The organism is Terriglobales bacterium (assembly GCA_035651995.1).
GTDB lineage: Bacteria > Acidobacteriota > Terriglobia > Terriglobales > Acidobacteriaceae > DASRER01.
In genome coordinates this window covers 1-22,612 of sequence record DASRER010000028.1, presented here as the reverse complement: position 1 = coordinate 22,612, position 22,612 = coordinate 1, and the positions used below count along the sequence as shown (strand labels likewise).

20 protein-coding genes are annotated in these 22,612 nt (G+C 64.4%); 10 read left to right on the top strand and 10 right to left on the bottom strand.

The window, feature by feature from the left end; translation table 11 throughout:
* Positions 1 to 54: 54 nt before the first annotated feature.
* The 4 genes from tmk (at position 55) to VFA60_10195 (ending at position 4,094) form a co-directional block, all read left to right on the top strand.
* Complete coding sequence (gene tmk / locus VFA60_10210) at positions 55 to 756, top strand: dTMP kinase (protein ID HZQ92153.1); 702 nt, start codon at positions 55 to 57, stop codon at positions 754 to 756.
* Complete coding sequence (locus tag VFA60_10205; protein ID HZQ92152.1) at positions 753 to 1,307, top strand: hypothetical protein; 555 nt, start codon at positions 753 to 755, stop codon at positions 1,305 to 1,307. Before tmk ends, VFA60_10205 begins: the two co-directional genes overlap by 4 nt.
* 6 nt (positions 1,308 to 1,313) lie before the next feature.
* Positions 1,314 to 2,426, top strand: coding sequence for a DNA polymerase III subunit delta' (locus VFA60_10200; GenBank protein ID HZQ92151.1), 1,113 nt, complete (start codon positions 1,314 to 1,316; stop codon positions 2,424 to 2,426).
* Positions 2,427 to 2,576: 150 nt separating this feature from the next.
* Complete coding sequence (locus tag VFA60_10195) at positions 2,577 to 4,094, top strand: hypothetical protein (GenBank protein HZQ92150.1); 1,518 nt, start codon at positions 2,577 to 2,579, stop codon at positions 4,092 to 4,094.
* Between the two features lie 273 nt (positions 4,095 to 4,367).
* Here VFA60_10195 and VFA60_10190 read toward each other — a convergent pair whose 3' ends face one another.
* The 4 genes from VFA60_10190 to VFA60_10175 form a co-directional block, all read right to left on the bottom strand.
* Positions 4,368 to 5,600, bottom strand: coding sequence for a DUF1501 domain-containing protein (locus VFA60_10190; GenBank protein ID HZQ92149.1), 1,233 nt, complete (start codon positions 5,598 to 5,600; stop codon positions 4,368 to 4,370).
* A 70-nt stretch (positions 5,601 to 5,670) separates the two neighbouring features.
* A complete protein-coding gene (locus tag VFA60_10185; GenBank protein HZQ92148.1) occupies positions 5,671 to 7,875 on the bottom strand; it encodes a DUF1800 domain-containing protein in 2,205 nt (734 codons plus the stop codon).
* A 1,061-nt stretch (positions 7,876 to 8,936) separates the two neighbouring features.
* The gene (locus VFA60_10180; protein ID HZQ92147.1) at positions 8,937 to 10,160 is read right to left on the bottom strand and encodes an HD domain-containing phosphohydrolase; all 1,224 of its coding nucleotides are present in this window, start codon (positions 10,158 to 10,160) and stop codon (positions 8,937 to 8,939) included.
* 273 nt (positions 10,161 to 10,433) lie between these two features.
* Positions 10,434 to 11,129, bottom strand: a complete 696-nt coding sequence (locus VFA60_10175; protein HZQ92146.1) for an HAD family hydrolase — start codon at positions 11,127 to 11,129, stop codon at positions 10,434 to 10,436.
* Positions 11,130 to 11,408: 279 nt separating this feature from the next.
* On the opposite strand from VFA60_10175, the gene VFA60_10170 reads away from it, so the two are divergent.
* Positions 11,409 to 13,034: a Zn-dependent hydrolase gene (locus tag VFA60_10170; protein HZQ92145.1), complete on the top strand. Its 1,626-nt coding sequence runs from the start codon at positions 11,409 to 11,411 to the stop codon at positions 13,032 to 13,034.
* Between the two features lie 120 nt (positions 13,035 to 13,154).
* Positions 13,155 to 13,484 carry a PilZ domain-containing protein gene (locus tag VFA60_10165; GenBank protein HZQ92144.1) on the top strand — a complete coding sequence of 110 codons (330 nt, stop codon included), beginning with the start codon at positions 13,155 to 13,157 and terminating at the stop codon, positions 13,482 to 13,484.
* A 123-nt stretch (positions 13,485 to 13,607) separates the two neighbouring features.
* On the opposite strand, the gene VFA60_10160 is transcribed toward VFA60_10165, so the two are convergent.
* The 4 genes from VFA60_10160 to VFA60_10145 all read right to left on the bottom strand — a co-directional run bounded on the left by VFA60_10160 (position 13,608) and on the right by VFA60_10145 (position 16,698).
* Positions 13,608 to 14,486, bottom strand: a complete 879-nt coding sequence (locus VFA60_10160) for an MqnA/MqnD/SBP family protein (protein ID HZQ92143.1) — start codon at positions 14,484 to 14,486, stop codon at positions 13,608 to 13,610.
* 2 nt (positions 14,487 to 14,488) lie between these two features.
* Positions 14,489 to 15,100, bottom strand: a complete 612-nt coding sequence (locus VFA60_10155) for a biotin transporter BioY (protein ID HZQ92142.1) — start codon at positions 15,098 to 15,100, stop codon at positions 14,489 to 14,491.
* Complete coding sequence (locus VFA60_10150; protein ID HZQ92141.1) at positions 15,097 to 15,255, bottom strand: hypothetical protein; 159 nt, start codon at positions 15,253 to 15,255, stop codon at positions 15,097 to 15,099. The genes VFA60_10155 and VFA60_10150 overlap by 4 nt, the downstream gene beginning before the upstream one ends.
* A gap of 117 nt (positions 15,256 to 15,372) precedes the next feature.
* Positions 15,373 to 16,698, bottom strand: a complete 1,326-nt coding sequence (locus VFA60_10145; protein ID HZQ92140.1) for a Xaa-Pro peptidase family protein — start codon at positions 16,696 to 16,698, stop codon at positions 15,373 to 15,375.
* 41 nt (positions 16,699 to 16,739) lie between these two features.
* Here VFA60_10145 and VFA60_10140 point away from each other — a divergent pair, with 41 nt between their 5' ends.
* Complete coding sequence (locus VFA60_10140; GenBank protein HZQ92139.1) at positions 16,740 to 16,976, top strand: sigma factor; 237 nt, start codon at positions 16,740 to 16,742, stop codon at positions 16,974 to 16,976.
* On the opposite strand, the gene VFA60_10135 is transcribed toward VFA60_10140, so the two are convergent.
* Positions 16,973 to 18,583: a cellulose synthase family protein gene (locus tag VFA60_10135; protein ID HZQ92138.1), complete on the bottom strand. Its 1,611-nt coding sequence runs from the start codon at positions 18,581 to 18,583 to the stop codon at positions 16,973 to 16,975. The genes VFA60_10140 and VFA60_10135 overlap by 4 nt on opposite strands.
* On the opposite strand from VFA60_10135, the gene VFA60_10130 reads away from it, so the two are divergent.
* The 3 genes from VFA60_10130 (at position 18,582) to VFA60_10120 (ending at position 21,745) form a co-directional block, all read left to right on the top strand.
* The gene (locus VFA60_10130; protein ID HZQ92137.1) at positions 18,582 to 18,749 is read left to right on the top strand and encodes a hypothetical protein; all 168 of its coding nucleotides are present in this window, start codon (positions 18,582 to 18,584) and stop codon (positions 18,747 to 18,749) included. The two genes, VFA60_10135 and VFA60_10130, sit on opposite strands and share 2 nt — an antisense overlap.
* Before the next feature lie 436 nt (positions 18,750 to 19,185).
* Positions 19,186 to 20,169: a hypothetical protein gene (locus VFA60_10125; protein ID HZQ92136.1), complete on the top strand. Its 984-nt coding sequence runs from the start codon at positions 19,186 to 19,188 to the stop codon at positions 20,167 to 20,169.
* A 634-nt stretch (positions 20,170 to 20,803) separates the two neighbouring features.
* The gene (locus VFA60_10120) at positions 20,804 to 21,745 is read left to right on the top strand and encodes a hypothetical protein (protein ID HZQ92135.1); all 942 of its coding nucleotides are present in this window, start codon (positions 20,804 to 20,806) and stop codon (positions 21,743 to 21,745) included.
* An 11-nt stretch (positions 21,746 to 21,756) separates the two neighbouring features.
* On the opposite strand, the gene VFA60_10115 is transcribed toward VFA60_10120, so the two are convergent.
* On the bottom strand, positions 21,757 to 22,612 hold an 856-nt coding region (locus tag VFA60_10115), incomplete at its 5' end, for a CofH family radical SAM protein (protein HZQ92134.1).

Below are 22,612 nucleotides of genomic sequence, written 5' to 3'. Positions count from 1 at the left end.
GATTCGGCCCGGCTACAAAACTGCTCCGCGGCGGGGCAGGTTGTCAATGGCCCGATGGCCCGATGCTATGATGCAGCCGTGAGCGCGCGGCGCGGCAAATTCATCACCTTCGAGGGCCTCGACGGCTGCGGCAAGAGCACGCAGCTGGAGAAGCTGGCCGAAGTTCTGCGCGGCGACGGCCTCGACGTGGTGACCACGCGCCAGCCCGGCGGGACCGAAATCGGCGAGCGCGTGCGCGCCATCGTGCTCAACTCCGGCACCGCGAATCTCTCTCCCACGGCTGAGCTGGCGCTGATGTTCGCCGCGCGGGCGCAGTTGATCGCCGAAGTCATCGATCCCGCCCTCGCCGCCGGCAAGTACGTTCTCTGCGACCGCTTCACCGATTCCTCCGAAGCCTACCAGGGCGCCGGACGCGGGCTGGGCAGCGCCGCTGTGCTCGACGTTCATCGCGTGATCTGCGGCAACCTTCAGCCTGACTTCACCGTGGTGATGGACTCTGACCCGGCGGCCAGCGTGGAGCGCGCGCGCCGCAGGAATACATCGCGGCACGGCCTGGCGAAAGGCGACGAAAACCGCTTCGAGCAGGAAAGCCGCGCTTTCTTCGAGCGCGTGCGCAATCAATACCTGGAGATCGCGCGCCGCGACGCGCATCGCGTTTTCCTGGTGAACGCCCGGCGGCCCCTGGAGCTGGTGCACGGCGAAATCGTGGCCGCGGTGCGCGAACGTCTGCTCGCGCCGGTCACCCGCGGCGCATGAACGGTCGCGCGGCGCTGGCGTGGCTCTGGATCGTGGCGCTCGGCGCCGGTGCGGCCATGGCCTACGGCATCATTCAGGACCAGGTCGCCGTGCGCGTTTCCGGGGAGTACTTCACCATCGGGCACGTTCCCCTGTTCGATACCACGTCGCCCACCCTGCTGGCGCTGGGTTGGGGTGTGGCCGACACGTGGTGGCTGGCGCTGCCGTTCGGCGTGCTGCTGGCGGCAGCGGCGCGCGCCGGAGCGCGGCGCGCCTTGGGCGCGGGAGAACTGCTGCGCCCCGTAGGCCTCCTGTTTGCCATGATTGCGCTTGCGGCGGCGCTGGCGGGCGCCCTGGGATACGTGCTGGCGCGCAACGGAGTGCTCGACGTGCCGCAGGACTTCGTCGATCTGCTGCCCGCCGAACGGCAGCAGCTCTTCATGGCCGACTGGTGGGCGCACAATGCGTCGTGCGCCGTCGGCGTGCTGGGCGGGATCGTGCTGTGCCTGCGCCTGTACCGCGAGCGGGCGCGAAAAGCGGTCCTCTCGGCGCGCCGCGCCGCCGGAAAATAGCGATTCATGTTCTCCGATTTCCACGGCAACGTCGAAGTAGTCACCCGGCTGCGGCAAATGCTCGGCCGCGGACGGCTGCCGCACGGCCTGGTCCTGGCCGGGCCCGAAGGCGCGGGGAAGTACACCCTCGCCCAGATGCTCACCAAGGCGATGAACTGCCTGGGTCCCCCCAGGAACGATCCGCCAGTTTCCAGGGACGGGCTGCCGGATTTCTGCGGACGTTGCGCCAACTGCGTGCGCATCGCCCAGGCCGACGACTTGCGCGCGCGGTTCGAGGAAGCAGTGGAGGCGCGCGAGGCATTGCGCGACGCCGATAAGCGCGAGACGCGCATCTTCGTGCAGACGCATCCCGACGTGACCATCATCCCGCCCGACCCGCCGCAGATGATGATCAAGGTGGACCAGGTGCGTCGCGTGATCGCCAGCATCTACCTGCGCCCCGCCGAGGCGCGCGAGCGCGTGTACATCTTCACCGGCTCCGCCTTCATGAAAGAGGCGGCCAACGCGCTGCTGAAGGTGCTGGAAGAGCCGCCCGGGTACGCCACCCTCTTTCTGCTCGCGGAAAACGCGGGAGCGCTGCTGCCCACCATCCGCTCGCGCTGCGTGACCTTCACTCTCACGCCGTTGCCGGTGGCGGAGCTGGAGAAGTACCTGGAAAAGTCGCGGCCCGAGCTGAACGCCAGGCAGCGCGCCTTGGTGGCGCGGCTAGCCGGCGGCGCCGTTGGCCGCGCGCGCACCTTCGACCTGGCGGCGTACATCGCCGCGCGCCTGGATGCGCTCACGCTGCTGGCCGCGGCCGCGGGAGACGCCGACCACAGCGCGCTCTTCCAGGTGACCGAGCGCTATCGCGCCGGCGCCGAAGGCAAAGAGAAGACCGACCAGTTGGTCCGCACCACGTATTCGCTGCTGCAGGATGTGATGATGCTCAAGTCCGGCGCGCCGGACCTGGTGCGCAACCACGACGCCGTTCCGCAATTGCGCGCGATCAGCGAGCGCGTGGACTTCGATTGGCTGGCGCGCGCCGCGCAGCGACTGGGAGAGCTCGAGGCCGGCATGCGACGCAACCTGCTGCGGTCGTTGTCGCTGGACGCCTGGGCGGTGGGCGCCGGCGAACGTTGAGTTTTCGGGTCATCCGGCCTTGAACATTGGGCCGCGCCTGGCCGCGCGCAGCACGCGCCGGAACCCTCAATGGCCCGATGGCCCGATGACCCGGTATTCAATGTAGAATCGTGCGTTCGTAAGTACTCTCCATCCCGCCTGGGAGGTCCTGTGAAGCGCCTTTCCACTGCTGGTGTCCTGCTCGTCATCTTCGTTCCGCTCAGCGCGTTGTTTGCCGACCAGACGGTGAAGAAGCGCATGTCGGTGAGCGGCAACTCGTTCGACTCCACCTCGTACATCAAGGGCGAGCGCTCGCGCGACGAGATGAACTTCGGCCCGATGCGGATGATCACCATCCACCAGTGCGACACCGGCAAGGTGATCACGCTGAACGACAGCACGAAGACGTACATGGTCACCACCGAGTCGCAGCCGGGAGCGGGCGCCGCGCCGGCCACCGCGCCGCGTGCGGGTGCGCCCCGCCAATCTGCGCCGCCGCCGGACGAAGACGCAGGGCCGCAGGGTGGCGCGCGCAAGGGCGGCACCATCACCTTCAACACCAGCGTGACCGACACCGGCGAGCGCAAGCAGATGTTCGGCTACACCGCGCGGCACGTGAAGACCAGCATCACGGCCGAGTCGAGCCCGGACGCCTGCAACCCGGGATCGTTCCAGATGTCGAGCGACGGCTGGTACATCGACTTCACCGAGAGCCACCTCTCGTGCATTCGGCCCGAGCGCCAGATGATGGAAGGCCCGATGGCTCCGGGCGGGCGCCAACGCCGTCCCGACTGCGAGGACAAAATCAAGTACACCGGCCCCGGGATCATGGCGCTGACCAGGCTCGGCTACCCGGTTGACGTGACCACCACGTTCAGCGGCAAAGACGGGCAGTCCGGCGCCATGCGCCAGCAGGCGCTCGATATCTCCAGGTCGTCGCTCGATCCGGGATTGTTCGAGCCGCCCGCCGGCTATCGCCAGGTGAGCAGCTACTCCGAGATGATGGGCTTCGGCGGCATGATGGGCGCGATGATGGGCAACTCTGCCCGAAACCGCGCCGGCGCCACCACGCAGCGGGCGCCCGCTCCGACCCCGGAAGTGCGCTTTGGCGCAGGGCGCCTGCCGGCGCCCACGCCGGAAGTGCGCGGCCGCATGGGCAAGTCGGGCTTCGGGGTCGCCCGCGCGCAAGCGCCCACACCGGAAGTCCATGGCGGCGTTGTCGGACAGAAGATTCCGGGCAAGCTCCGCGTGGGCGTGGTCACGATCGGCGACCGCAGCAGCCGCGGGCTGAACGGCAACGGCCTGCGCGACCAGCTCATCACCCAACTGGCGCGCTTCGGCTATGACGTGGTGCAGGTGGAAGGCCCGGACCAGGCGCCGGCCATGGCGGACGCCAAGTCGAAGGACTGCGACTACGTGGTCTTCACCGACGTCACCGCCAAGGACAACACCAAGAAGAAAATTGGCGGCTTCCTCAGCCGGGCCACCGGCATGAGCAGCGCCTCGGGCAGCAACGACTTTCAGGGCACGGTTCAGTACCGGCTGTTCCGCATGGGCGTGACCTCGCCCTCCCTCGACAAGGCGGCGGAAACGTCGTCGGGCTCTGCTGACGAGGTGATCGGCGCAACCTTCGACCGCGAGTCGCGCGATGTGGCCACGCAGATCCAGAAGGAGCAGGCGGCGCGGTAGGCCCTTGGGGTCATCCTGAGCAAGGCCAGCGCCCGCGCAAGCGGGCGTTGCCGCGTCGAAGGATCCTTACTTTCACCACGGATGTGCCGCGTGAGCGCTTCTGCACGGTTCGGCCTTGCGCGGGCCGCCATCAACCCTGACTCGGAATTCCAGGCGCTCACGTGCTCGGCGTCCGAAAAGGCGATAGGGGTCCTTCGACCGCACAAAACAGCCGGCTCTTGCCGGCTGTTTTGCTTCGCTCAGGATGACAATCGTCAGGGTCTAACGCCGGACCTATCCCAGGTAGTTCAGGAACTTCTTCGGCGAGTTGTCGAAATTCGGGAACACCGTATCCAGCGCGGTGTTGCCCACGTGGCGCGCCACGGCTTCGCCGACCACGCGGCGGAAGTCGGTGGTGAGGGCCAGGTCGCGGCCCTCATAGAGCTGTTCCATCTCCAGGCCGGGCCACTGGCCATAGACGCGGCCGCCTCGCACCGGGCCGCCGAGCACGAACATCACGTTGGCGTGGCCGTGGTCGGTGCCGCGGTTGCCGTTCTCGCGCGCCGTGCGCCCGAATTCCGACATGGTGATGACCACCGTGTCTTCGCCGAGCGGGCCCAGGTCGGTCCAGAACGCGGCGATCGACTGCGCGAAGTCGCGCAGGATGTTGGTGAGCTGCGGCGGCTCGTTCACGTGGTGGTCCCAGCCGCCGATGTCGGTGAACGCGACTTCCACGCCCAGGTTGGCTTTCAGCAGTTGCGCCGTCTGGCGCAGCGCGTCGCCAAAGCGTCCGCGCGGATAGTTGGCGCCGGGCGCGGGCTGGTAGCGGGCCGGGTCGGCCGACTTGAGCATCTTCACCGCGTCGAAGGTCTCCGCGCCGGTGCCGTGCAGCACCGTGTCCACCGATTGCGCGTACATGGCTTCGAAGGTGTTGGCCAGCGGCTGCGCGGCCGGACTGCGCCCGCCCACCCCGAAGTCGGCGATGCTGTTGATGGCCACCGCCGGCTGCGAACCGAGCAGGATGCGCGGCAGCGACGCGCCCAGCGAAATGGCGCGGAACGGCGTCGCATCAGCTTCCTCTTTGGATAATGCCCGGTTGAGCCATCCGTCTTCCGTGCCCTTGTACCCGGGCGTGCCCGATTCCATGTAGTCCTGCGCATCGAAGTGCGACCGCGTATTGTCGGGCGAGCCGGCCGCGTGCACGATCGCCAGGTGCTTCTGGTCCCACAGCGGCTTGAAGGCGGCCAGCGAGGGATGCAGGCCGAAGAATCCGTCAAGGTCGATCACGCCGTTTTCGCCCGAGCGCGGGATGGCGAGCGACGGACGCATCTGGTAGTAGGCCGCTTCGCCATGCGGCGCCACGATGTTCAGGCCGTCGGCCGCCCCGCGCTGGAAGATGATGACCAGGCGCTTGCGTCCGCCGGTGGTCTGCGCGCCGTAAACCGCGCGCGTAAGGAATGCGGGCAATGCCGCGGTGCCGACCGCGGCAAGGGCCCCGGACTTCAGGAATACGCGGCGTGTAATCATGACAACCTCAATTCGCTGCTGGCCCCTGGCTGCCGGCTGCTGGCATCGGCGAGCAGCCAGCAGCGGTTTCCTAGCGCCGTTGAAATTCAGGTGATCCCAATATCAATCCCGCGATCACTCCCGCATTCGGCGCCCGCCGCGGATCGTCGAGCCGGCGGCCGGTGACCTGGGGATCATTCAGTTGCTTCACGATGGTGTCGTGCGTCTGCGCCGAGACGTCGCCGGCCAGCAGCGCCGACTCCAGCATGGCCAGCGTCGCCTGCGCGTCGTCGCCGCTTGCCGGCATGGCCGCCGATGCCGACGTGGGCGGCGGCGAATTCAGCAGCGCTTCCGGATCGAAGCGCAGGCCTGGCATGCGTCCCGAGCCGAGCGCCAGCGCAAAGTTCATGCGCGCCAGCAGCGCCGACGAGTTCACCCAGGCCTCCGCTTTCATCGAGTAGCCGGTGGGCGGCTGCATCTGGTAGAGCGGCATGCCCATGCGGTTGAGCTGCCCGACCAGCGGCATCGCGTTGGCCACGTCCACACCGGTGGCGCGGATCGCCGACGCGACGAACTCCAGCGGCGTCTTTACCTTCGCGCGATAGGCGTCCTGCGACCAGAATTCCTCAGACCTGAACATGGTGCGCAGCACTTCGCGGATGTCGCCGTGCGTCTTCAGATACGTCTTCGACATGCGATCGACCAGCGACGCCGGCGGCGTGTCGGAGACGAAGCGCATGGCCAGCTTCGTCGAGATGAACTTCGCCGTGCTCGGATGCTCGGCCAGGATCTTCAGCACTTCTTCGCCTTCCTTCTGGCCGTGCTCTTTGATCGTGTGTCCCAGGACGTGCTTGTCCCCGGGCTCGTGGCGGCGCTCATCGAACTCGAACGACCCGCCCTGCTGCGGCTGGCGGATGGTCCATCCGGTGAAGACGCGCGCGACCTCGGTCACGTCAGCCTGCGTGTATCCGCCGTTCACGCCGAGCGTGTGCAGCTCCATCAGCTCGCGGCCGTAGTTCTCGTTCAGGCCGGCGGAGCGCTTCTTCGCCTGCTGCGGTTGCGGACGCGGCAGACCGCCTTCGTTGCCCGGGAACGGGCGCGCGAACGGCCCGCGGCGATTGCGGCGGAAGCCGCCGCCGTTGTTGTTGCGGCGCGCGCGGCCCTCGGCCGCGTCGGAGTGCGGCCCGATGCTCTGCCAGTTGTCCAGATAGAACAGCATGGCCGGACTCTTCGCCGTCGCTTCCAGCAAGTCCTGGAACTTGCCCAGCGCGTGCGGGCGGATCACCTCGCGCTCGTACTCGCCCACCAGCAGGCGGTCGGCGCCCTTGTTCAGATAAACGTTGAAGTGGTTGAACCAGAAGTCGGTCATCACTTCTTCGAGCTGGCGCTCGCTATAGGCGGCGCGCAGGATCTTGGCCTGCTGCAGCTCGCTGACCGGCACGGCGATCGGGTTCTGCATCGCCTGCAGCCGCTCCCGCTGCTCCGGCGTGAAGCTGTTCATGAGCTGCTGGCGCTGGTCGGGCGGCAGGGAAGCGATGAGCGCGCGCCGGTCCTCGGGCGGCATCTTGACCACCGCGTCCATGCGGCGCTCGGGCGGCAGCGCCATGATGTCGTCGGCGTTGGCCTCGGCATTCATCCGCGCTTCGCGGCGGCGCGCGCGCAGTTCGGGATCGTCGTTTTTCCGATTGCGCCGCCCGTTGCCGGCGTCGGCCGTGTTGGTTGCTGGCTGCCCGCCGCCATTCGCGCCGGCACGCATGTCAGGCTCGCTGGGATCGGCCGGTGCGCCGGTGGCGGTGTCATTGCTGTTGCCGTTGTCGTTCCCATTGCCATTGGGACTGTTCTTGTCGGTGGCGTTGAGCTTCTTCTCTCTCCTCTGCTCGTAGCGATCGATGGCGCTTTCGTACACGGCGCGTTTTTCCGGATCGTTGGGCAGCGGACGGCGTCCTTGCGCGACCGCCTTGATCACTTGCGGCGGCGGAAAGTTCTGCGCCAGCGTGCGTGAATCCATCTTCAGCGTGCGGAAGCCGGAGAGGCGCGCTTCGAGCTGGCCATCGTCAATGCTTTCCGGATGCAGTTGCTGTTCGATCCACTTGTCCACGCCCATGCGCGCCACGCGGTCCACCTCGCCCGGGCGCGGGCCGAAGGTCAGCCGATTCAGGGCATGCAGCGCGCGCTTGCTCTCGTCGAGCTGCGGCGTCTTGGCGCGCTTTTCCGCGAACCCGGCGGCCGCCAGCAGACCCACCACCACCACTCCGGCCGCGACCAGGGATGTAAGCCCGTTCCGCGTCATCCTCATGTTGTGCTCCGTGTGCGTTCGTTACCGCGGGCCCATGACATTGTATGAGGAGGACCCCACCAGGCTGGAGTAACCAGCCCGGTGAGGCTTTGCACGCGGCCCTTGCGTGCTAGGGGGAACAAGGTGCACGTTCTCTGGTTCCGTTAAACCCGGAGGCCGGAAAAAGTTGCGGAGGGCGAAAACTCCGATGATTGAAGCTGATCAAATCAGCTACATGCAATGGAACACTCGAGACTTGACCACGTTTGTGGTTGTTGGAGCATTGGGCTCACCATTTCTGGCACCTATCGCGACCGGCGAAGAGCCGCCTGGAACAGCCGCACAGCGAATGGCAAGCGGTCGCTCCGAATGTGACCGTAACCTTCGGCGCTAGCGGAACCGCCACCAATGTTTCGGCACACGTATTGAGCCTTGCGTGGCATCCCGCTGCCCCCGATCTCGAGTCTTTGATACCGCGCGATCACATCGCAACTCAGCCACACGAGCTAGCACCGACTGGGCCGGTTCGCGTGACCCTCATGAATGTTGTCAAGCGCTACAGCACGAGATTTCTCCGCAAACTGCTGTCAACATTCGCAATAAATCTCAGCTGCTCCTTCCCATTCTCCCCACGGAATCCGCTACACTGGAAGCAGGCCTGCGCACACGCGCGGGCCTTGCTCTTTGATAGCTAAATCCTTGCGGCGCCTGTATTTACCTCTAACCTCTGTAGATCGCCTGTATTGGCGGGAATTTCCCGCCAAAGTCTTGATTCTGCTGGACCGAGGGGAAGGGGGAGGGGGGAGGGGAGGGGCTTTGCCCCAAAGGGGCTTGATGGGTAAATCCGGTAGGGAGAAGGAGAGGTGGAGGCCCGGATTGCGCGCGATAACGCGCCGGTGGAAGCGCCGGGCTTCAGCCCGGCGAATCCTGGCGCATGGAAAATGGGCTTCAGCCCCGGCCCGCGGCCAAGGCCGAAGAATCTTCGGGGGCGTCGTTTTCACCGGCCTGAAGGCCGATGCTTCCACCGAAATGCTGCCTTCTGGCCGACGCGGAGATCGGGGAGCGGGCAGCGGAGGGCGGTCTTAGGTCAGATACACCCGCCCGTTCGTCGCCTTGTGGTTGAGCGACGAGGCCAGGTGGTCCACATCGGTCGGCGCGATGTTGCACACCACGCTCTCGTCGAGGAATGACGTGCGGTTGCTGCCGGCGGCGTCGCGGCGGACCTGGATGAGCAGCGCCTGCACCGCCTGCGGGTCGAACTTCTGCGGAGCGATGCGCACCAGTTCGCTCAGCGCTTCACCCACGCTCATGCCGGCGCGATACGGGCGCTCGGTGACCATGGCGTCAAACGTATCGGCCACGGCGGTGATGCGCGCGGGCATGGCGATCTCGGGCAGGTGAAGCTTGTCGGGATAGCCGGTTCCGTCGGCGCGCTCGTGGTGCGAGCGCACCACCTCGGGCACGATCGGCCAGGGGAACTCGACGCCGCTTACGATGCGGTGGCCCACGGTGGTGTGGTCGGCCATCTCGCGGAATTCTTCCGGATCGAGCGCCGCCGGCTTGGCGAACAGGCGCTTGTCCACCGCCACCTTGCCGATATCGTGCAGCAGCCCTGCGGCGCGCATGCCCGCCACCTGCGCCGGCTCCAGGCCCATGGCCTCGGCGATGCCGGCCGAGTAGCGGCCCACGCGAAGCGAGTGTCCGCGGACGTTGACGTGCTTGATGTCGATGGCGGCGGCGAAGGCCTCCAGGGCGTTGTCGTAGAAGGTGTGCAGCGAGGCCATCAGCCGCAGGTTTTCGGTGATGCGGTGCTCCAGCGACTGCGCCAGCGCCCAGTTGTGCACCGCCAGCGCCACATAGTGCGAGAGCAGGGTGAGCGCGTCGACTTCGTCGGGGCCGTAGAGCGCTTCGCCGTGGCGACGTCCCAGCGCGATCACGCCCACCAGCTTGCTGCCGATGCGCAGCGGGGCGATGCACTTGAACAGCTCCGGCGCCACGTTGCCGTTGGAGCTGAGGAAGTTGTCAATCGTTGTGCCGCCGGGTCCGATGATCTGCGGCAGCTTGGCCGTGTTCAGCGCGTGCACGTTGCGCGGCAGCAGCGGAATGAGCGCCGGGTCGGGGAACGCGAGGAATCCCTGCGCGGCCAGCGAACGCAGCACGGCGGGCTTGTCGGTGAAGGAAAGGAGGGCGCCTTCGCGCGCGCCCACCGCTTCCAGCAGCGAAGCGAGCAGCGTGCGCGAAGTCTGCGAGAAGTCGCCTTCGCCGGTGACGATGGGGCCAAGGTCCGCGAGGGCCTCGAACGTCATCAGGAGGCGACGGAAATTGTCTTTTCTCACCGCCACGCAGGCGTGGGAGAAAAATACGCCGAGCAGTGCGAGCCTACCACGCGCCGCGGCAACGGCTTAATTGGTTAGCTTGGTTCGGAGGGTCACGGGAGTAACCGGGGCGGTGCGCGGGGTAACCGCCGACCGCAGCACTCAGCACTCGGCATTTCAGCATTCAGCCCTCACACGATTGAGCCCGGCAAAGGGTGGTTGCCAGGCGAGGGCGTGCAGGGGCTGAGTGCTGAATGCTGAGTGCTAGAAGTGGACCTGCAGATCGGCGAAACGCTGCACCTGGAGCAGCTTTCCGGCGGCGCTGGGCACGCCCACTTCTTCGTGCTCCAGCACCCAGGTCTGGTCGTGGGGCACGAAGACGGCGTTCAGGCCGGCGCTGAGCGCAGGATTGATGTCGGAACGCGGGCTGTTGCCCACCATCCAGGTCACGCCGGGGGCAAGGGCGTACTTGCTGACCAGGGAGCGGTAGGCGTCGGGATTCTTTTCCGCCACGATCTCCACGGCGGTGAAGTATTCCTTCAGGCCCGAGCGCTCGACTTTGCCCGATTGCTCGGTGATCACGCCCTTGGTCACCAGCAGCAGCCGATGCCGTCCGGCGAGGTACTGGAGCGTCTCCGGCACGCCCTCGATGATCTCGATGGGATGCTCGGCGATGGCATGGGCGAAGCCGTGAATGGTCTCGTGCAGCGCCGGCGTGAGCGGTTCGACCGAAAGGCGCTCAAACGTCTGCACGAGCGAGTGGGCAAAGCTGTGCAGGCCGTATCCGTGGGTGACGATCGAATCGCGCTCGGCCTGGTTCAGCACCTCGCGGACCTCGGGCGGCGAAAGCTCGCGGTGGTTCAGGAACGAGATGAACTCGGCGATGGCGCGCTCGAAGTAGATGTTGTTCTCCCAGAGCGTGTCGTCGGCGTCGATCAGGAGGATTTGCGGGTCGGGCACCTCACCATCATAAATCGGTTGAGCGGGTGATCGGACGCACTGGCGAACAGGGTCAAGATCTAAAGCGGAAACACAAAGACACGAAGGGACACGCAGGCCACCAGACCATCGGGTGATCGAGTGAGGGGCCGGTCGGGCGATCCGGAGTGATAAGATTTTTCGGCCTACATGCGAACCCTTCTGAGTGCCTGCCTGGTTTTCTCCCTTTGTCTTACCGCCGCCAACCGAGCATCGGCGCAAGCTGTCAAAAAAAAGACGCAACCGGCGCCGGCCGCGCGAATGGCGCGTACGGGCACGGCGCGCGGCGCGCAGAGTCTGAAGCCCGCGGCGGACCTGGACCAGCAGCTTGCCAAGTGGCAGCCCTACCGGATGCCGTTCAACGGCGCTGGCCTGAGCGCGCGCGAGCGGCAACTGGTGGACAAGCTGGTGGAGGCGAACCACTACATTGATTACATCTACTGGCGGCAGTCGGATTCTGAAGCGCTGGCGCTGCTCAGGCGCCTGATGAACAGCAGGAACCCGCGGGACCAGAAGATCGCGCGCATGCTGCGCATCAACGGAAGCCGCTTCGATCTGCTGGAAGAGGAGCGGCCGTTCGTGGGCACGGAATCGCTCTCGCCGGGCCGCGGATTCTATCCCGAGGGCATCACGCGCGAAGAGATCGAGAAGTACGTGGCCGCTCATCCGGAGAAGAAGAAGGCCATCTACGATGAACGCACGGTGGTGCGTCGCAACGGCGGCGAACTCGACGCGATCCCGTACCGCGTGGCCTACCGCGAGTTCCTTCTTCCCGCCGCCAGGCTGCTGAAGGAGGCCGCGGCGCTGAGCGACGATCCGGCGTTCGCGCGCTTCCTCACGCTGCGCGCCGACGCGCTGCTCACCGACGACTACTACCCGAGCGATATCGCCTGGCTGGAGCTGAACGATCCGAAGTTCGACATTATTTATGCGCCCTACGAGACCTATCTCGACGGCCTGCTTGGCGTGAAGACCAGCTACGGCGGCGCGGTGATGATCCGCAACCGCGAGGAGAGCCAGAAGCTGGCGCTTTACCAGAAGTACGTGCCTGACATCCAGGAGGCGCTGCCGCTTCCGCCCGAGGACCGTCCGAGCAAGCAGAAACACCTCACGCCCATGGAGGTGATGGACACGCCGTTCCGCTCCGGCGACTTGCGCCATGGATACCAGCCGGTGGCCGACAATCTGCCCAACGATCCGCGCATCCACCAGGAAAAGGGATCGAAAAAGCTGTTCTTCAAGAACTTCATGGATGCGCGCGTGAACGTGGTGATCCTGCCGATCGCGCGCAAGCTGATGGAACCGGAGCAGGCGGCGCAGGCCTCGGGCGAAGGCTACATGGCATCGACCGTGATGCACGAGATCTGCCACGGCCTGGGACCGGCGTTTGCCCGCCGCAACGGCCAGCAGGTGGACATCCGCGAGGCGGTTGGGCCGGCCTACAGCGGGCTGGAAGAGGCCAAGGCTGACACCGTGGGCATGTTCGGTTTGAAGTGGCTCGTGGACAAGGGTGCGCTGCCGAAAGAGCGCCTGCCGGAGTACTACGCGTCGTATGTCGCGGGCATGTTTCGCACCATGCGCTTCGGCGTGGCTGAGGCGCATGGCCGCGCCGAGATGATGGAGTTCAATTTCCTCGCGGAGCAGAAGGCGATCACACGCAGCGTCTCGGGCCGCTACCGGGTTGATTATCAGCGGATGCCGGCAGCCATCGCGGCGCTCGCCAAAGAGCTGCTGGAGATCGAGGCGACTGGCGACCGGCAACGCGGAGAAGCGCTGTTGGCTCGTTACGACAAGATGCCGGATGAACTGAAGAAGTCGCTGGCCGGCGTCACCGGAGTGCCGGTGGATATTGACCCGATATTCTCGTTTCCCGAACCGATACAGTAGAAGTCCCGGGGGCGACGCGATTTGGCGTATTTTGGCCTTGTGAAGGTGGTACCTTTTTGCTGGTAGTAGTGCCGTGGATTCTGCATAGTTCCCGCAAGTCAGCTCGACGGGGAGGGCTGCGTGCACGAGCGCCGGAAGTTTGAACGGGTGGCGCTGCCACCCTCGGCCAAAGTAGTCGCAACTACCGCGGAGAAGGAAGTGCTCGGGCCTGTGGCGGTGATTGGGCGAGGCGGTCTCCTGGTAGACACGCAGAAAGACTTTCGCCTCGGGCAGCTCTACGATCTGGTCGTCGTGGATGAACGCGAGGGCATTCAGCGGCCCCTGCGCGTGGTGGCGCGCTATCGCGTGGCCGAGGGTGTAGGGTTCGAGTTTGACGGGCTCGATGCCGATGCGGCGGTGGAGATCGGCGTGATCATCGGAAAGCACTACTCGGCGGGAGCGGGGCGATAACACTTACCACAGAGACGCAGAGAAAGACGGCAGAACGTTCATCACGTGCTCTCCCGTCCCTTTCTCGGAAAAGAATGAGTGACTTTTTCTCTGTGACTCTGTGTCTGTGTGGTGGAAGTTCTCTTACCCCACAAACTCCAGCTTGATCTCGTGCGGGATGATGCCGGCGGCGTGTCCCATCTCGAGCAGGCGGCGGACGGCTTCGCGGCCGTCAGGGCCGTAATCCAGCGTGCGCTCGTTGACATACATGCCCACGAACTTATCGGCGAGCTGCGGATCGAGGTCGCGGGCGAACTGCATGGCGTAGGCGAGCGCTGGCTCGCGGTGCGACAGCCCGTACTCGATGCTCTCGCGCAGCGCCGAAGCGATGTTTGCGATCAGCTCCGCCCCCAGCTCGCGGCGGATGGCGTTGCCGCCCAGTGGCAGCGGCAGGCCGGTTTCGCGGCGCCACCAGTCACCCAGGTCAAGCACCCGGTGCAGCCCGCTCTTGGCGAAGGTGAGCTGGCCTTCGTGGATGATGAGTCCGGCTTCGTATTTGCCGGCCAGCACCCGCGGAATGATCTGGTCGAAGGGAACGACTTCGGTCTGCACCTCGGGCGCGAACAGCTTCAGCGCCAGGTAGGCCGTAGTGAGCGTGCCGGGGACAGCGATGGTTTTGCGCCTGATCTCGCTTTGGGTGAGGGCGCGCGGCGAAACCACCATGGGCCCGTAGCCTTCGCCCACGCTGGCGCCCACGGTGAGCAGCGCGTACTTCTCCTGCACATACGGATAGGCATGGAAGGAGATGGCGGTGAGGTCGTAGGGAGCGTCGCCCATGGCGCGCTGGTTGAGCGTCTGGATGTCGCAAAGGACGTGGGTGAAGCGCAGGCCGGCGCGGCGGACCTTGTTGGTCGCCAGCCCGTAGAACATGAACGCGTCGTCGGAATCGGGGCTGTGCGCGACGGTGATGTCGCGCACGTCGGCGGCCGAGGTGAGGACGGCGGAGTCGGAATTGGCAGCCACGATCAGCTCCGTAGCAGGCGCGCCACGCCCGGACGCGACACCAACCCTGCGGCGGCCATGATCTTGATGACTTCAGCGAAGAGGAACGGGTAGAGGGCCAAGCGCGCCACGTTGAGCAGCGGCTGGCGAGAAATCAGCACCAGCCAGCCCACGCCTGCGGCGAAGAGCAAGGCTTCCGCAAGCACGGCGCCCAGGCAGAGCTCGGCGAAAAATGCCGGGGCGAGCGATGGCGTGAGCCACTTGCGTCCGCGGTCAGCGAAAAATCCTGCAATGGCAGCGACCAGCGGATAGGCGATCAGATATCCGCCGGTGGGGCCGAGAAGTTGTGCGAGGCCGCCCGGTCCGGTGGGATTGAATACGGGCATTCCGAGCGTGCCTTCGGCGAGGTAGAGAACCAGGGCCGCGAATCCGCGACGGGCGCCCAGCATCATGCCCACCAGCAGCACGCCGAAGTTCTGCAGCGTGAGCGGCACGGGCGTGAAGGGCAGCGGAAGGGTGAGGCGCGCACAAAGCGCGACAAAAAGACTGGCGCTGACAATCAGCGTGATTTCGCGCACGAACGCCGGAACAAGCGGGCGGGCGAGCGGCTGGACTTGTGAAGTGGCTTTGCTCATGGCTGTTCGTCTCGGCTGCCGGTCTTGGTGCGGTTCCGCGAAGCCCCGTTGCCGGCGGACTCACTCATGTGCCGGCGCACCCTGAGGAAGATCGCGATTCCTGCCCACACCAGCGCCAGCACTGACACCACCAGCGCGATATAGAAGACCAGCATGCAGCCTCACAGGATAACAGAGCCAATGAACACCGGGTCATCGGTCTATTGTTCATTGGGCCGGGTCACGAGAGTCGAGCTGTCAGGACCCAATGACCCGCCCCGATGGCGCGGTGTTCAACGCTTCTTCATCTCGCGCTCCACGTCTTCGGCCGTTCTGGGGAGCTTGGCGCTGAGCGAAACGAGCGAGCCGTCGGCAGCGACCATGAACGTGTCTTCGATGCGCACGCCGAGCTTTTCCTCGGGAATGTAGATGCCGGGCTCGAGCGTGAAGACCATGCCGGCGGTGAGCGGAACGTTCTCGCCGGGATCGTGAACTTCGAGTCCGACGAAGTGGCCGAGGCCATGGATGAAGTACTTGCCCAGCGGCTCGCCGTGCAAGTCCTTGCCGTGAGTGTTGATGTAGTCCCTGGCGACTTTGTTGAGCGAGTCGGGGCCGTCGCCGCGCAGCATCGACTTGCCGGCGACGAAGGCGTGGATGGCGGCCTGCTGCGCCCCAAGCACGATGTTGTAGATCTCGCGCTGGCGGTCGGTGAAGCGGCCGTTGGCGGGCAGGGTGCGCGTGATGTCGGTGGCGTACATGCCATATTCGCCGCCCACGTCGAGCACGGCCACGTCGCCGTCGGCCACGGTCTTGTCGTCGGCGGAGTAGTGCAGCACGGTGGAGTAGAAGCCGGAGCCCACAATGGGCGCGTAGGCGGAGCGCTCGCAGCCGCGGCGTAAGAACTCGTACTGCATGAGCGCGGAGATTTCGCGCTCGTTGATGCCAGGCTTCATGGCGTGCATGGCGGCCAGGTGCGCGGCAACGGAAGCGTCGGTCGCTTTGCGGATAAGCGCGAGCTCGCCTGCATCTTTCACCATGCGTAACTGCGCCAGCAGCGGCTTGGCGTCGGCGACCTGGCCGGAAATGGCGTTCAGGCGCGCGAGGCCCTCGATGCCCTGCGCGTCAGGCGACGTGCCGTTCCAGCGAGGCACGTCAGCGTAGATCCTGGTCGGGCCGAGTTCGGCGAGGACGCGCGGCAATGTCTCCAGGGAGGCCACGCGGTCGAAGCCGGTGACCTGCCTGGCCTCGGGGCTGTCGGGCCCGAGCTTGGGGCCGGTCCATTTCTCCTGCACCATGTTGCGCGCCGGGAGAAACAAAACTTCGGAGTACTCGCGCGCGGGCTTGTCGTCGGCCGCTTCACGCGCGCCCACCACCAGCACCGCGCCGCCAGGCTCGGGATTGCCGGTGAGGTAGTAGAAATTATTGTTCTGGCGGAAGCCGCTGATGGCGTCGCCCGCCGAAGCCTCGGTGGAGGCGAACAGCAGCACGGCGCCGCCTTTGGCGAGCGCGCCGAGTTTCTGGCGACGCGCGCGGTAGTCGTCATTCGATTGACGCTCGAGGGCGGCGGCGGAAACGGAGCAGACAAGCAACAGGGCAGCGATGATTTTGCGCAAGGTCATACCTCGTGGGAAAAAGCGAGATTCTAGCATTCGGGGCGGGGTTGCTGAGGACTGGACGGCGCGGTAGCCATCGCGCCGCGGCCGACGACCACTTCCCGGACACTTGGACGCGCGTGATCGAGGAAGCGCACCAGTACGACGGCAAGACGGCCTTCAGCTCGTGGCTGTTCACCATCGCGCGCAACCTGGTGACACTCTCAAGAGAGAACAGCGTCGTGGGGCTTCGTTCGTGTCAGTCCCAGCCCCTTCGCCGACGACCGAAGGCCGGCGACTTTTAGACCCCGACGGCGTAGGGTTTGCTGTGCGGCTCGGTGGCGGTGAGCGAGAGGCGCTCGAAGCGGCCCTGGAGCAGCGACATCAGGCCGGTGTACCAGTAGCCCAGCACGAACAGTCCGAGGAAGGGCACGGTGAAGTAGTTCTCGTTGACCACTGCGTAGTAGACGGTCGTGGCGAAGTAGGCGCCGATGGCGATCTCGATCCAGGGAACCCAGCCGAGGCGGCGGCGGTACTTGCGGGCGCGGGCGGCGCTGTCCTTGCGCGACTCGACGCGATACTTGGGCGTGCGCGCGAACGGCGAGCGGATGCCGAGCAGCGCCTCGATCACCGCCTTCGAATTCGTGATGGTGAGCCCGATGCCGAGCGCCATCAGGAACGGCAGGTAGAGGAACGTGCGCTTCCACGTCTTCGGGTAGAGCTCTTTCTGTGAGACCAGATAGAAGCTGGAAATCGAGCAGGTCGAGGCCAGGAACAGGGGCAGATCGATGTAGAGCATCTGGAACCAGCCCTGGTAAAAGCGAATGATCATGGCGGGCAACAGCAGCACGCTCAGCGCGATCATGAGCGGATAGCTGATGTTGGCCGTGAGGTGGTACCAGGCTTCGACCTTCACCTTGCGCGGCACGTTGCTGCGCAGGACCGACGGCAGAATCTTCAGCGACGTCTGGATCAGGCCCTTGGCCCAGCGCGCCTGCTGCGTCTTGAAGGCAGTCATCTCGACCGGAACCTCGGCCGGGCACTCCACGTCCTGCAGGTAGCGGAAGCGCCAGCCGCGAAGCTGCGCACGGTAGGAGAGGTCGGTGTCTTCGGTGAGCGTGTCGTGCTGCCAGCCGCCGGCGTCTTCGATGGCGGCGCGGCGCCAGATGCCGGCCGTGCCGTTGAAGTTGAAAAAGACGCCGCGGCGCGAGCGCGCTCCGTGCTCGAGGACGAAGTGGCCGTCGAGCAGGATGGACTCGACTTCCGTCAGGAACGAGTAGTGGCGATTGATGTGCGTCCAGCGGGTTTGCACCATGCCGACCGTTGGGTCGGTGAAGTAGTGCACGGTGCGCAGCAGGAAGTCTTCCGGAGGCGTGAAGTCGGCGTCGAAGATGGCGATCAGCCCGCCCTTGGCCGACTGCATGCCTTCCTGGAGCGCGCCCGCCTTGAAGCCGCCGCGATTGTCGCGGTGGTGGTAGCTGATGTCAAAGCCAAGCGCCGCCCAGCGCTCCACGGCGCCGCGGGCGACGGTGACGGTCTCGTCGGTGGAGTCGTCGAGCACCTGGATGTCGAGCTTTTCGCGGGGATAATTCAGCCGGCACACCGACTCGATGAGCCGGTCAACCACGAACTGCTCATTGAAAACGGGCAGCTGCACCGTGATCCGCGGCAGGTCAGCGAATTGCCCGAGCGGCTGCGGCGAGCGATTGCGCCGATACTTGTAGTACTGATAGACGAGGACGTAGCGGTGCAGCCCGTAGAACGCCAGAATGATGAGGACGACGAAGTAGGGAACCAGCAGCGCCAGGTCGAAGCCATTTGGCTGGTAGAGGCCCTTGAAGGTCGTGTCGAGGAAGTGCGTGCGGAAGTAATGGCCCACGCCGCGCGGAGAGCCCGCCGCCATCAGGGCCATGGCTGGGATCACCGTCATCATGTTCAACGACAAGCTCTCTCTATTGCCGCCGGCGGCGGCGGAGTCAGAAAAAATGATTGTACCTGATGTGACGGCGTTGCCTCGGGCGTCGCAATTTGTCGATGTGTCCCTTCGACGCCACGACATCGGCTGTGACGCTCTTTGACGCTTGCATGTCGTATTACCAAGGGGGGACAATGCCGCGAATTCTGAGCTGCAAAGGACGAAACGCTTCGGAAGGTCTTTGTGCTTCTGGGATTGCTGCTGGTTGGAACCTTTGCTTTTCCATGTGGCGGTCGCAGGGTCACCACGCAAACTCTTTGCTCCTGCACAGGGCAGATGGTCTCGGCGACTGCCTGTGAGGGTGAAATTGGAAATTGCGACTACGACTTTCCCGGCACATATTGCGGCAGCGACCCTCCCTTGTCGTGTTACGTTTCGATGGCTGCCGACCGTTGCCTACCGCAGGGTCGTCGAATTGAGAAGGAACGGCGTATCGAGAATGCTTCGTTTCGACCAGATTATGACGACAGAATCGCCTGGGCAAGCTGCGGATCGACCGACGGAATTCCTCAAGACAAAGCGGGAGTCAGCCTACAGTAATGCGAACCAACAGTTTTCCTCGCATTGGTTACGCTGTACTTGCCGCGGCGATTGCCACGGCGGGGGCTGCGCAAGAACCATCAGCGCCGCCCCCTATAACACTAGCAATTACGGACGTGCGTAATGCAGGGGTTCCGGGGTTCGGAGGCTTCGGAAATGCTCAATGCGATGAGGCCGGAAATCTTTATTTCCACGCTACCCGTGTTTACAACGATCCTCTTATTCTTCGGCTGAATCGAAAGGGCGGCACAAGCGTCTACTCGCTGCCCCAACAGGAGGCCAGTGCATGGTTTGTAGCATTCCGGGTAAGCAGGCGAGGAAAGTTGTGGTTGCTGGTGAACGCGCATGAGGGTAAACCGCTCCTGTTTGAGTTCGGCAGCGACGCGAGCATGCCAACAAGGATCCGCCTGGATGTCCCGCAGGGGCTGGAAGCCAGAAATTTTGCAATGCTCCAAAATGGCCACGTCCTGCTGCAAGGTTATTTTCGCGAGGCGCCGAGTGCGGTTGAAGCAGGAAAAAGTGGGTTGTTCGAGTTCGACGCTTCCGGGCAGCTTCTCCGGCGATCGTTGGACCAAGGCCCAGTAAGCGCACTGAAGGAGGTCCTTGGACGATCACCCGATGCTGCTGCGGCCGAGAGCGAGGTGGGGGATATTTACCTGTTGCAAGATACCCAGGTAACGGTGGTCTCGCAGACGGGACGGGTCATCCGTCGAATCCAGGTGAAGGCGCCGGAGCCGGGGTTTCGCGCCTCCAACATCGCGGTGAACGGCGGGCAATTGCTGGTGTCTTTTTCCAGGTCTCCCGATCGTGGTTTGATTCAGTACCGTTATTCGCTGCTCGACGCCCTGAGCGGGGCGGTGCTCCGCACTTACCAGCCAAGTGTTGAAACCGGCAACAATGCCGTTTGCTTTTCAAACGATGGGCTAGAGTTCTTGAAGGTGCAGCACGGAACTCTCCAGATCATGACGGCTTCGCTGAAGTAGCGAGCGCTCAAGCCAGTACCTTCGATTCAGGAACATTGTCCGGTACAGGGTGTCGCGCTGGGCGGGGCGGAAGCCGTCCGAGACGAGGTCTCAGAGCGCCTAAGCTGATCTGCAAATGACGCATTCTGCCGCTTGCGGGATCGCTGGAAAAGTGGGTAGCTTTTCGGTGCTGGATTTTCGATAGGAGGTCGTCCATGCCAAAAGGGGCGTTCGCGCTGATATTTGCTGTGTTCGCCGCCACATCAGCAGCTGCGGTGTGTTCATCAGGACAAGTCGTTTCGAGACAGACCACGTGCACTTGTGATCAAACGCGATGGAACACGCTCGCGTGCTCGGGATTCTCGGGACAATGCAGGGATTTGTTTCCCGGTACCCAGTGCTAGGTTGGTGAGAATCAGAGCTGTTACGTTGGCAGCGCCGAAAATGGATGCGGGCCCGAAGGCAAACTGCCGAAGGCGACGCCCCTACGCTACGCCAAGGCGTCTCGACAGACTCGCACCGGTCGCGGCATGGAACTGGTTGCTTTTATTCCGACATGCGGCGATCTGTCCGGTGCCGCCGACCGGATGACCCCTCCCAATATTTCGCTGCGCGAACCCGCGTTGCGGCTGCCATAACAGAAACGGGGCTGTTGATGGCGCGCATTTTGACGTTGCTCCTGGTGTGCACTACAGTCGCCCTCGGACAAGACCCGATACCGTTACGTGCGTCGACCACGCGTGACATAGGCATCCCTGCCTTCGGATTTACCGACAACGCGCAGTGTGATGCTGACGGCAACCTTTTCTTTCATACTGGCCGTCCGAGGGCTGCCGTAATTCTCAAGCTCGAACCCAACGGCGTGTTCAGTTTTTACGAGCCGGCGGAGGAAAACGACGACCGCGAGTTCACGGCATTTCGGGTGAGTCGAGATGGAAGCCTCAGACTTATGGTTGCACTCCGCCGTGGTGGCTACGACGTTTACACCTACGGCAAGGGCTCCAGTACTCCGTCGCGATTGCATCTGAATACCGCCACGGGCTTTCGGGCTCGGAACTTTGTAGCCTTGGGAAACGAACACATCCTTGTGCATGGATACTTTGACGATCGGGCAGCGGAACAAATGCGAGGAAAGACTGATTTGGTGGAGTTCGGCCCCGCCGGAAACGTCGTACGCAACTCATTGGAGCAGATTGCGGAAGATGCACTCCGCGACATTGAGAGCCGCTCGCCCGAGGCCGCCGCCGCGGAAGGCGAAGACGGAGCGATCTACATGTTGCAGTCCGACCACGTGCTCGTTTTTCCACCAGGAGGTGCACCGCGCCGGATTCTGTTCGCGGCTCCGGAACCTGGATTTCACGCTTCCGATGTCGCGGCGGTGGAAGGTAAGGTTGTCGTCTTCTTCTCCAAGCCAGATTCAAAGAACATGCTAATGTACAGGTATTCAGTATTTGACCGGGTGACCGGTCAATTGACCGCAGTATTTCAACCCACCGACGAAACGGGCAACAACGCCATCTGCCTTTCGAAGGACGGCCTCACGTTTTTCAAGGTGCAAAAAGGAAGGGTAAAGCTGGTGACGGCTGCTCTTCGCTAGCTGCCCGATTCTCAATTCAGGAACATCGTCCGGTACAGCGTATCCCGCTGGGCTGGTCGGAAGCCCGCGCCCCGGATGATTCGGCGCAGTTCCTCTTCGGTAGTGCAGTTCGAGGTGCCTGCCGCCTTGACGACGTTCTCTTCCAGCATCACCGAGCCCACGTCGTTGCCGCCGAAACGCAGTCCGAGCTGGCAGACCTTCAGACCCTGCGTGACCCAGCTCGACTGAATGTTCTCGATGTTGGAGAGGAACAGGCGCGAGATGGCGAGCGTCTTGAGATATTCGACGCTGGTGGCTTCGTCCCAGTGGCGGCCGCCGAGCGCGGTATTGTGCGGCTGGAACGTCCAGGGGATGAAGGCGGTGAAGCCGCCGGTCTCTTCCTGGAGGTCGTACACGACCTTGAAGTGGTTGACGCGGTGCTCCAGCTTTTCGCCCACGCCAAACATCATGGTCGCCGTGGTGCGCATGCCGAGCTGGTGGGCGGTGCGGTGCACGTTGACCCAATCCTGAGTGAGGCACTTGAGGCGCGCGATCTTGTAGCGGACTTCGTCGTCGAGGATCTCGGCGCCGCCGCCGGGGATGGAGTCGAGGCCGGCGTCGCGGAGACGGGCGATGGTGGTGCGCAGATCGAGCTCGGAGTACTCGGCGATGGCCAGGACCTCAGACGCCGACAGGCAGTGCAGCCAGATCTGCGGGAAGCGCTGCTTAATGCCGGTGAAGAGGCTCTCGAACCAATCGATTTTCAAGTCGGGGTGGATGCCGCCCTGCATGAGCACGCCAGTGCCGCCCATCTCCAGGGTTTCGGCAATCTTCTCGTAGATCTTCTCAAAGTCGAGGATGTAGCCCTCGCTGGCCCTGGGCCCTTTC

Excerpts from the sequence above, each read along its gene's own strand:
- tmk (HZQ92153.1), top strand. The coding sequence starts at position 55 with ATGGCCCGATGCTATGATGCAGCCGTGAGCGCGCGGCGCGGCAAATTC.
- VFA60_10205 (HZQ92152.1), top strand. The coding sequence starts at position 753 with ATGAACGGTCGCGCGGCGCTGGCGTGGCTCTGGATCGTGGCGCTCGGC.
- VFA60_10200 (HZQ92151.1), top strand. The coding sequence starts at position 1,314 with ATGTTCTCCGATTTCCACGGCAACGTCGAAGTAGTCACCCGGCTGCGG.
- VFA60_10190 (HZQ92149.1), bottom strand. The coding sequence starts at position 5,600 with ATGATTACACGCCGCGTATTCCTGAAGTCCGGGGCCCTTGCCGCGGTC.
- VFA60_10185 (HZQ92148.1), bottom strand. The coding sequence starts at position 7,875 with ATGAGGATGACGCGGAACGGGCTTACATCCCTGGTCGCGGCCGGAGTG.
- VFA60_10180 (HZQ92147.1), bottom strand. The coding sequence starts at position 10,160 with ATGACGTTCGAGGCCCTCGCGGACCTTGGCCCCATCGTCACCGGCGAA.
- VFA60_10170 (HZQ92145.1), top strand. The coding sequence starts at position 11,409 with ATGGCGCGTACGGGCACGGCGCGCGGCGCGCAGAGTCTGAAGCCCGCG.
- VFA60_10155 (HZQ92142.1), bottom strand. The coding sequence starts at position 15,100 with ATGAGCAAAGCCACTTCACAAGTCCAGCCGCTCGCCCGCCCGCTTGTT.
- VFA60_10150 (HZQ92141.1), bottom strand. The coding sequence starts at position 15,255 with ATGCTGGTCTTCTATATCGCGCTGGTGGTGTCAGTGCTGGCGCTGGTG.
- VFA60_10145 (HZQ92140.1), bottom strand. The coding sequence starts at position 16,698 with ATGACCTTGCGCAAAATCATCGCTGCCCTGTTGCTTGTCTGCTCCGTT.
- VFA60_10130 (HZQ92137.1), top strand. The coding sequence starts at position 18,582 with ATGGCTGGGATCACCGTCATCATGTTCAACGACAAGCTCTCTCTATTG.
- VFA60_10135 (HZQ92138.1), bottom strand. The coding sequence starts at position 18,583 with ATGGCCCTGATGGCGGCGGGCTCTCCGCGCGGCGTGGGCCATTACTTC.
- VFA60_10125 (HZQ92136.1), top strand. The coding sequence starts at position 19,186 with ATGCGAACCAACAGTTTTCCTCGCATTGGTTACGCTGTACTTGCCGCG.
- VFA60_10120 (HZQ92135.1), top strand. The coding sequence starts at position 20,804 with ATGGCGCGCATTTTGACGTTGCTCCTGGTGTGCACTACAGTCGCCCTC.